The sequence below is a fragment of the Dietzia cercidiphylli genome (assembly GCF_014145145.1).
Classification (GTDB): Bacteria; Actinomycetota; Actinomycetes; order Mycobacteriales; family Mycobacteriaceae; genus Dietzia; species Dietzia natronolimnaea.
In genome coordinates this window covers 1-8,190 of sequence record NZ_JAALEA010000379.1, presented here as the reverse complement: position 1 = coordinate 8,190, position 8,190 = coordinate 1, and the positions used below count along the sequence as shown (strand labels likewise).

Genomic DNA, 8,190 nt, shown 5'->3' with positions numbered 1-8,190 from the left:
GGACGCGCGGACCGACCGGGCGCCGGACGCGCGGACCGGCCGGGCGCCGGACGCACCGTGGCGGGCAGAGAACCCGGTCACGTCCGCTTGCCGCCGCACGCCTGCGCGGTCTACAGTTCTCGGTCATGCGGAAGATTCTCGTAGTAACCGGACGTAACGGGGCCTGAAGACCGGCACCCCCGTTGCGTGGTTGCTCGATCTCCGTCGGTCCCCGCACCGACGTCTGAGACGAGAACACCATGTACACCACCACCTCCTCCCCCACCGGGACGACCTCCTGCCCCTTCGGCGAGCGGTTCGGCCGAAGGTTGCCGCGCGGCTTCGCCGACGAGGCGGCAGGACTGGACTGGCGCGCGCTGATCGACACCTACGCGCCGTCGACCGACCACTTCCACCTGGCCGACCTCACACGTCGGCCGCTGGGCCGCGGGATCACCGCCTACGAGGCGATCCTGTCGACCCGGGACCCCTCCACCCCGGGTGAGTTCACCGCCCACCGCCTGACCACCGAGTCCTGCGGTGACCTCACCGCCATGTCCGAGATGCTGGGCAGGATCGGCGCCCGCGTGGAGATCGAGCGGTTCCACCAGTACGAGGGTGACGCGTTCGGCCGAACCGAGTCCTGGTGCACGATCCTGCAGGCCACCTGCGGTCGCCGCACGACATGGGCCATGGGTTTCGGGCAGTCCCCCGGCGAGGCCTCGATCGTCGCGCTGCTGAGCGCCGCGACCCTGCTCCACCTGCGCTGAGCACGGCCACACGGATCGCTTCTGTAAAGTAGTCACGGAACCCTAACCCCGGTCGACCACCGGCACCCCGCTGCACACGGCGGGGGCGTCCGCACGTCGTCGTCCGTTCGACGTAGCGAGAGGAGTCGCCGGTGATCGTGATTCTCGCGGCCCATGCCGTGGCCGCCATGATCGCGATCCCGCTGGTGTTGCGGTTCGGCCGTCGCGCGTTCCTCGCCCTGGCCACGGTGCCCTCGGCGGGCGCGGTGTGGGTGGCCGCCAACCTGGACCGCGTGCCCACCGAGTCCGTCCAGTGGGCGCCCGGCATCCACCTCACGCTGGATCTGCGCATGAACGCGTTGTCGGCGCTCCTGGCCCTCATCGCCCTCGGCGTGGGTGCGCTCGTCCTGGTCTACTGCACCTGGTACTTCAAGGACGACGAACCACGTCTCCACCTGTTCGCCGCCGAGCTGGTCGCCTTCGCGGGCGTCATGTTCGGACTGGTCGTGGCCGACAACATGATCCTCCTCTACATCTTCTGGGAGATCACGTCCGTCCTGAGTTTCCTGCTCGTCGGCCACTACGCCGAGCGGGCCTCCGCGCGCCGCGCGGCCACCCAGGCGCTGCTCGTGACCACCCTCGGCGGTCTCGCGATGCTCGTCGGGATGATCATCCTCGGCCAGGCCGCCGGCTCCTACCTGATCAGCGACATCGTGGCGGCACCACCGTCGGGGACGCTCATCCACTGGGCGCTGATCCTGGTGATAGTCGGCGCGGCCAGCAAGTCGGCCATCGCCCCATTGCACTTCTGGCTCCCGGGGGCCATGACCGCCCCGACCCCGGTGAGTGCCTACCTGCACTCCGCGGCCATGGTCAAGGCCGGGGTCTTCCTCGTCGCGCTCCTGACCCCGGGCCTGTCGGGCTCGTCCACCTGGCAACTGCCTCTCATCGCCCTCGGTCTGAGCTCCCTCCTCATGGCCGGGTGGCGCGCGTTGCGGGAGACCGACCTCAAACTCGTGCTGGCGTTCGGCACCGTGAGCCAGCTGGGCTTCCTCCTCGTTCTCGTGGGCATCGGCTCACGTGACACGATGCTCGCCGGGCTCACGATGCTGCTCGCGCACTCGCTGTTCAAGTCCGCCCTGTTCATGTCCGTCGGCGTGATCGACAAGACCACCGGGACGAGGGAGATCAGGGACCTGTCGGGACTGGGCCGTAAGCGGCCCGCCCTCGCGGTGGTCTTCACCCTCGCCGCCGCCTCGATGGCCGGGCTCCCGCCCTTCCTGGGGTTCGTCGGGAAGGAGGCGGCGTTCGCCACCGTCCTGTCCGAGGAGCGACTGCACGGGATGCCGTCGCTGGTCGTCACCGCGGGGCTCGTGGCGGGGTCCGTCCTCACCTTCTCCTACACCGCGCGCCTGGTCATGGGCGCCTTCCGGTCCAAGCGGTCCTTCCCCGACGGCATCAGCCCCGCCGTCGCCGCCTCCCGTCCGGCGGGGCCGCTGTTCCTCTCCGTCCCCGCCGCCCTGGCCGTCTCCGGCCTGGTGCTGGGGTTGTGGAACGCGCCCGTCGAGAACCTCATCGCCCGGTACGTCGACGTGGCGTTCCCGCCCGGCAGTCCGTGGCGCGGGCCCGAGGGTTACCACCTGGGCCTGTGGCACGGCATCGGTATCCCGCTCGCCCTCACCCTGGTGGTCTACGTGCTGGGCTCCCTGCTCTACGTGGCGCAGCGGACCGTCGAGAGGATGCAGTTCGAGTCGCCGGCGCTCGGCAACGCCGACCGCATCTACGACGCGGTGCTCAGGTTCTTCGACACCCTCTCGCTGCGCCTGACGGCGAGCATCCAGCGGGGCTCCCTCCCGCTCACCCTCGGGATCATCCTGGTGACCCTCGTGGTGTTCCCGTTCGTCTCACTCCTCGCCGGTACCCGCGAGGGTCTGCGCATGGAGCTGTCGGCGAACCCGGTCGTGCTGATCGTCATGATCCCCATGGCGCTCGCCGCGGTGGCCGCCGCCGTGCTGCGCAACCGCCTCGCGGCGGTGATCTGCATGTCCGTCACCGGCTACGGGCTCGCCGTGATCTTCGCCTTCCACGGCGCCCCGGACCTCGCACTCACGCAGGCGTTGGTCGAGACGCTCCTGATGGTCGCGTTCGTGCTGGTGTTGCGCACGATGCCCGCCGAGGTGCCGCTCTCCAACGGGTTCCGCCGCCTCCGGGCCTGGCTCGGGATCGGCGTCGGGTTGCTCGTGGTGGTGACCGGTGCCTACGCGATCAACGCGCGCCAGCACCCGGCCGTCTCGCTCGTCTTCCCCGACATCGCCTACCAGATCGGCAACGGCGCCAACGCCGTCAACGTCACCCTGGTCGACATCCGCGCGTGGGACACCCTCGGCGAGATCACCGTCCTGCTGGTCGCCGCCACCGGGGTGGCCAGCCTCGTGTTCCGCAACCGTCGCTACGGCTCCGGCCCGCGTCTGGCCGACGTCGACAAGACCCGCTCGGGTCGGCGCGGCGTCGAGGCGGCCCGGATCGTCATCGAGGCGCCGGGGGCGACCCCCGGACGGTGGCTCGTCGGCGCCACCGTCCGCGACCCCCGCGCCCGGTCGCTGGTCCTCGAGGTCACCACGCGTCTCGTGTTCCCCACGATGATGATCCTCAGCCTCTTCTTCTTCTTCGCCGGCCACAACAACCCCGGCGGCGGGTTCGCGGGCGGCCTGGTCGCCGGTCTGGCGCTGGTCCTGCGCTACCTCGCGGGCGGGCGCTACGAGCTCGGTGAAGCCATCCCGATCGACGCGGGCCGGATCCTCGGCCTCGGCCTGCTCCTGGCCGCCGGCACGGCCACCGCCTCCATGTTCTTCGGCGCCCCCGCCCTCTCGAGCGCCACGTTCGAGGCCACGCTCCCGGTGTTCGGCGAGGTCAAGTTCGTCACGGCCCTGCTCTTCGACGCCGGCGTCTACCTCATCGTCGTCGGTCTGGTCCTGGACATCCTCCGCAGCCTGGGCGCCCGACTCGATCTGGACGCCGAGGATCTCGAGGAGCTCCGCGCCATCTACGTGGACGCCACCGAGTCGCCGTCCACGGCCGCGCTGCGCAGCGTCCCCGGCGTTGACGCCGACGGCGCACGCTCCGACCTGGCCGCCCACCGCGCCGCCCGCCGCGAGGCCGCCGAGAACCAGGGCGCCCCGTCAGGAGGCAGGTCATGACCGCCGACTTCGGGCTGCTGCTGCTCGCCGGGCTCCTCTGTGCCGTCGGGGTCTACCTGCTGTTGGAGCGGGCGATCATCAAGATCCTGCTGGGGATCATGATCTTCTCCAACGGGATCAACCTGCTCCTGCTGGCCGCGGGGGGACCGCCCGGCAGCCCGCCCATCATGGGGCGTGGCCGGAGCCCCGACGCCGCCGACTCGGATCCGCTGTCCCACGGGATGATCCTCACCGCGATCGTCATCACCGCCGGCGTCGGGGCCTTCATCCTGGCGTTGGCCTACCGCTCCTACCAGTTCACCACCGCCGACGAGGTCGCCGACGACGCCGAGGACACCAAGATCGCCAAGCGCTCGCCCACCGACGCCTGGTCGGCACCCGACCGGGACCTGTCCGACGACCACACCACCGGTCAACCCACCGAGCTGGGAGACCACGTCGACTACGACGACGAGGACCTGGAGGAGGCCGAGGCGGAAGCCGAAGCGGAGGCCCGCGCCCGCGCCGCTGCCGCCTCGCGCGACCGCAGGCGGACGAGGCGCGACGACGGAACCCCGGACGACGGAAAGGAGGGTGGCCGGTGATCTCCCCCGAACTGTTCGGCTACCTCATCCCGTCCGTCGTTCTGATCCCCCTGCTCGCCGCGGCGCTGTGCCTGGTGGTCTCCCGCCGTCCCCGGGTCCAGAACATCATCACCATCGTCACCCTCACCGGGGTGCTGGTCATCGCCGGCATCCTGCTGGTGCTCACCGACCAACACGGCGTGCACACCGTGCAGGTGGGCGGCTGGGACGCACCCGTCGGGATCACCCTCGTGGCGGACCGGCTCAGCGCCCTCATGCTCTGCGTGTCGGCCATCGTGCTGCTGACGGTGATCATCTACGCCGTGGGGCAGGGCGTCCGCGACGGGGACGGCGACCAACCGACCTCGATCTTCCTCCCCACCTACCTGGCGCTCGCGGCGGGACTGAACGCGGCGTTCATCGCCGGCGACCTGTTCAATCTGTTCGTCGGGTTCGAGATGCTGCTGGCCGCGTCCTACGTCCTGCTCACGCTCGGCGCCAGCCAGGAACGAGTCCGCGCGGGGGTCTCCTACACCGTCGTGTCGATGGTGTCGTCGATGGTGTTCCTGCTGGGCATCGCGCTGACCTACTCGGCGGCGGGCACGCTGAACCTTGCCCAGCTGTCCATCCGGATGGCCGAGGTCCCGGACGGGCTGCGCAACACGATCTTCGCCGTGTTCCTGGTGGCGTTCGGCATCAAGGCCGCGGTCTTCCCGCTCTCGACCTGGCTGCCCGACTCCTACCCGACCGCGCCCGCGCCGGTCACCGCGGTGTTCGCGGGACTGTTGACCAAGGTCGGCGTCTACGCGATCATCCGCTTCCACACCCTCGTGTTCCCCGGCGGCTCCATGGACGGCGTCCTGCTGGTGGCGGGACTGCTGACGATGGTCATCGGCATCCTCGGCGCGATCGCACAGTCGGACATCAAACGAATACTGTCGTTCACCCTCGTCAGCCACATCGGGTACATGATCTTCGGCATCGCCCTGTCGACCGGGTACGGGTTGAGCGCGGCGATCTACTACGTCGGCCACCACATCATCGTCCAGACCACCCTGTTCCTGGTGGTCGGACTGATCGAACGGCAGGCCGGGTCGTCCTCCCTCCGCCGTCTGGGTTCGCTCGCCGTGGCCAGCCCCGTCCTCGCCGTCGTCTTCCTCATCCCGGCCCTCAACCTCGGCGGCATCCCGCCGTTCTCCGGCTTCATCGGCAAGCTGGCGGTGGTCCAGGCCGGCGCGGAGGTCGGCGGTCCGCTCATGTGGGTGCTCATCGCCGGGGCCATGGTCACCAGCCTGCTGACGCTCTACGTGGTGGTCCGCGTGTGGTCCAAGGCGTTCTGGCGCCCCCGCGCGGACGCTCCCGAGGGAGCGGTCGCCCTGGCCAAGCCGCTGGCCCTGCTGCCGTCGGACGAGTACGTGGAGTTCGACGAGCGCGAGGAGGTGGGCCGGATGCCACTGAGCATGCTCGCCCCCACCATGGCCCTCATCGTGGTCTCCTTGTTGATGACCGTCTTCGCCGGCCCACTGCTCGGGGTCACCGACCGTGCTGCCGAGAGCCTCATGGAGCGGCATGACTACCTGGACACCATCCCCATCGATTCCACGCCCGAACGCTACGTCGACTCCGTGACGGGGGTGCGCTGACATGGCCCGCAGGTTCAAGGTCCGTCTCGACCCCCGGGTCGTCGGGTCCCGCGTGTTCATGATGCTGTGGCTGACGGTCGCCTGGGTCATGCTGTGGGGGCCGGTCGAGGTCGGCACGATCGTCGCCGGGGTGCTCGTCGCGATCGTGGTGATGGTGCTGCTCCCGCTGCCCCGAGTCCCCGTGGAGGGCCTGCTCAGGCCCGTGTCCACGGCATGGCTGGTGGTCGTGGTGGCCTACTACCTCGTCCGCTCGTCCATCACCGTGGCGTGGCTGTCCGTGCGCCCGCAGGCTCCGCCCCGCTCCGCCGTGCTCCGCGCACCGATGCGGCTCAAGTCGGACTTCACCCTCGCCCTGGCCGTCAACACCCTGAACCTCATGCCCGGCGGCATCGTCGTGCGCGTCGACCCGGTGGCCCGGTACGTGTACGTCCACGTGCTGGACGCCGGGAGTCCCGAGGCGGTCGAGAGGTTCCGTCGCCAGACCGCCCACGTGGAACAGTTGTACGTGCGGGCGTTCGAGCGCCCCGAGGACTGGCGACCCAGCCCGCAGCACTATTGCGCCCCCGCAGAGGAATACGGGACCAGCGGCCCCGAGCGCGTTGACGACCGCGACCGCCCACCCGAGCCCGTACGAGACAGCGAGGAGCACCGATGAGCCTGTCACTGCTGCTGTGGAGCGCGGCCGTTGTCGCCCTGACGCTCGCACTGTTCACCACGATGATCCGGCTGATCGGTGGTCCCAACACCCTCGACCGGCTGATCTCCCTGGACATGCTGGCCGCCATCGCGCAGTGCGGGGTCGGCGTGTACATCGCCTGGAGCAAGGACACCACCGCCGCGGCCGCCCTCGTGGCGTTGGCGCTGGTCGCGTTCCTCGGATCGGTGTCCGTGGCCCGGTTCCGGGTCAGCGACTCCACCGGCGTCCACAAGGAGGCCCTCACATGACCGACGACCCCCGGGAGATCGTCTCCGCGCTGTTCGTCCTCGCCGGTGCGCTGCTCACCCTCGCCAGCGCCATCGGGCTGGTGCGCTTCCGCGACACCCTGAGCCGGATGCACCCGGCCGCCAAGCCACAGGTGCTGGGCCTGGTGCTCGTGCTGTTCGGCGCCAGCGTCCGGATCTTCCCGCACATCGACCTGGGAATGCTCCTGCTGGCCGGGATCGTGGCCGTGTGCACCGCCCCGGTGATCGCCAACCGCGTGGGAAACCTGGCGTATCACGAGAGCGTCGAGGACGGCACCATCACCCACGAGGCCCCGGTCCTGGAGAAGTTCCAGGCGAGCGAGGCCAATCGCAAGAACACGCCCTGACCGAGTCCCACCCGGCCGGCCCCCGGTATCCGCTCCGGCGCCTGCGCTCCAGGACACAGCCGCTCCCGGCCATGCTCTGGCACCTGCCCCGAGGTACGCGCGCGTGTACAGGCCCGGGGGCCGACGACTCGAGCCCCGCTCCCCTTCGCGGGGGCGGGGCTCGTTCGGTGGCGCGGGGCCGGTGAGCTGGCGCGGTGCGCCGGTTCGCTTGCGCGGTGCCGGTGGGCGCTCGCCCTCCGGGGGCCGGCCCCGGTTACCGGGAGATCAGGGGGCGGGCTGCGCGGGCGGGACGGCGGGGTCGGCCTGACCCTGGACGGGCTGATCCTCGACCGGGACCTCCACGAGGATGTCCTCCTCGCCCTCGACAGCGCCCTCGACAGCGCCCTCGGCACCCTCGACCTCGTCAGCGTTCTCCTCCGCCTCCGAGTCTGCCTCGCCCGTGTAGGTGGGCAGGGTGTACGGGGCGTCGGGATCCGCGGGCTGCTCGTTGGGCGGGGTGCACGCGGTCACGGCGAACGCGAGTGCGAATGCGGGAACCGCGACGATGAGGCGGCGGGCGGTCTGACGCGGGGCCATGAGGGCTCCTTCGATCTCGGAAAGCTGCAGGTCGCTGAGAGCACGCGCCCCGGCGGGCAGAGTGCGTGGGCTCATCATATCCTCAGCCGTCAGCGGTCGAGGTCCTGGGTGACGATCACGATCACGCCGGGGGTGTCCACCTCGAGATCAGCCGGCCGGGGCAGCACCGGGAT

General features: G+C 70.4%; 8 protein-coding genes. 7 read left to right on the top strand and 1 reads right to left on the bottom strand.

Annotation, left to right across the window (positions count from 1 at the left end):
• Nucleotides 1-239: 239 nt before the first annotated feature.
• From G6028_RS13470 to G6028_RS13440, 7 genes are all read left to right on the top strand, one after another.
• Entirely contained in the window at nt 240-749 is a 510-nt protein-coding gene (locus tag G6028_RS13470) for a hypothetical protein (protein WP_182659171.1), read from the top strand.
• A 131-nt stretch (nt 750-880) separates the two neighbouring features.
• On the top strand, nt 881-3,925 hold the full coding sequence (locus G6028_RS13465) for a Na+/H+ antiporter subunit A (RefSeq protein WP_182659170.1): 3,045 nt from the start codon (nt 881-883) through the stop codon (nt 3,923-3,925).
• Nucleotides 3,922-4,509, top strand: a complete 588-nt coding sequence (locus G6028_RS13460) for a Na(+)/H(+) antiporter subunit C (RefSeq protein WP_241730758.1) — start codon at nt 3,922-3,924, stop codon at nt 4,507-4,509. The genes G6028_RS13465 and G6028_RS13460 overlap by 4 nt, the downstream gene beginning before the upstream one ends.
• Nucleotides 4,506-6,131, top strand: coding sequence for a Na+/H+ antiporter subunit D (locus tag G6028_RS13455; protein WP_182659169.1), 1,626 nt, complete (start codon nt 4,506-4,508; stop codon nt 6,129-6,131). The genes G6028_RS13460 and G6028_RS13455 overlap by 4 nt, the downstream gene beginning before the upstream one ends.
• A 1-nt stretch (nt 6,132) precedes the next feature.
• Nucleotides 6,133-6,786, top strand: a complete 654-nt coding sequence (locus G6028_RS13450; RefSeq protein ID WP_182659168.1) for a Na+/H+ antiporter subunit E — start codon at nt 6,133-6,135, stop codon at nt 6,784-6,786.
• The gene (locus tag G6028_RS13445; RefSeq protein ID WP_182610648.1) at nt 6,783-7,076 is read left to right on the top strand and encodes a monovalent cation/H+ antiporter complex subunit F; all 294 of its coding nucleotides are present in this window, start codon (nt 6,783-6,785) and stop codon (nt 7,074-7,076) included. The genes G6028_RS13450 and G6028_RS13445 overlap by 4 nt, the downstream gene beginning before the upstream one ends.
• Entirely contained in the window at nt 7,073-7,441 is a 369-nt protein-coding gene (locus G6028_RS13440; protein ID WP_182610647.1) for a cation:proton antiporter, read from the top strand. Before G6028_RS13445 ends, G6028_RS13440 begins: the two co-directional genes overlap by 4 nt.
• Nucleotides 7,442-7,705: 264 nt before the next feature.
• Here the strand turns inward: G6028_RS13440 and G6028_RS13435 are convergent, their stop codons facing one another.
• Nucleotides 7,706-8,092, bottom strand: coding sequence for a hypothetical protein (locus G6028_RS13435; protein ID WP_182659167.1), 387 nt, complete (start codon nt 8,090-8,092; stop codon nt 7,706-7,708).
• Between the last annotated feature and the right edge of the window lie 98 nt (nt 8,093-8,190).

Bases quoted from the DNA above. Each gene is read 5' to 3' on its own strand.
- G6028_RS13470 (WP_182659171.1), top strand. From the start codon at position 240: ATGTACACCACCACCTCCTCCCCCACCGGGACGACCTCCTGCCCCTTC.
- G6028_RS13460 (WP_241730758.1), top strand. From the start codon at position 3,922: ATGACCGCCGACTTCGGGCTGCTGCTGCTCGCCGGGCTCCTCTGTGCC.
- G6028_RS13450 (WP_182659168.1), top strand. From the start codon at position 6,133: ATGGCCCGCAGGTTCAAGGTCCGTCTCGACCCCCGGGTCGTCGGGTCC.
- G6028_RS13445 (WP_182610648.1), top strand. From the start codon at position 6,783: ATGAGCCTGTCACTGCTGCTGTGGAGCGCGGCCGTTGTCGCCCTGACG.
- G6028_RS13440 (WP_182610647.1), top strand. From the start codon at position 7,073: ATGACCGACGACCCCCGGGAGATCGTCTCCGCGCTGTTCGTCCTCGCC.
- G6028_RS13435 (WP_182659167.1), bottom strand. From the start codon at position 8,092: ATGAGCCCACGCACTCTGCCCGCCGGGGCGCGTGCTCTCAGCGACCTG.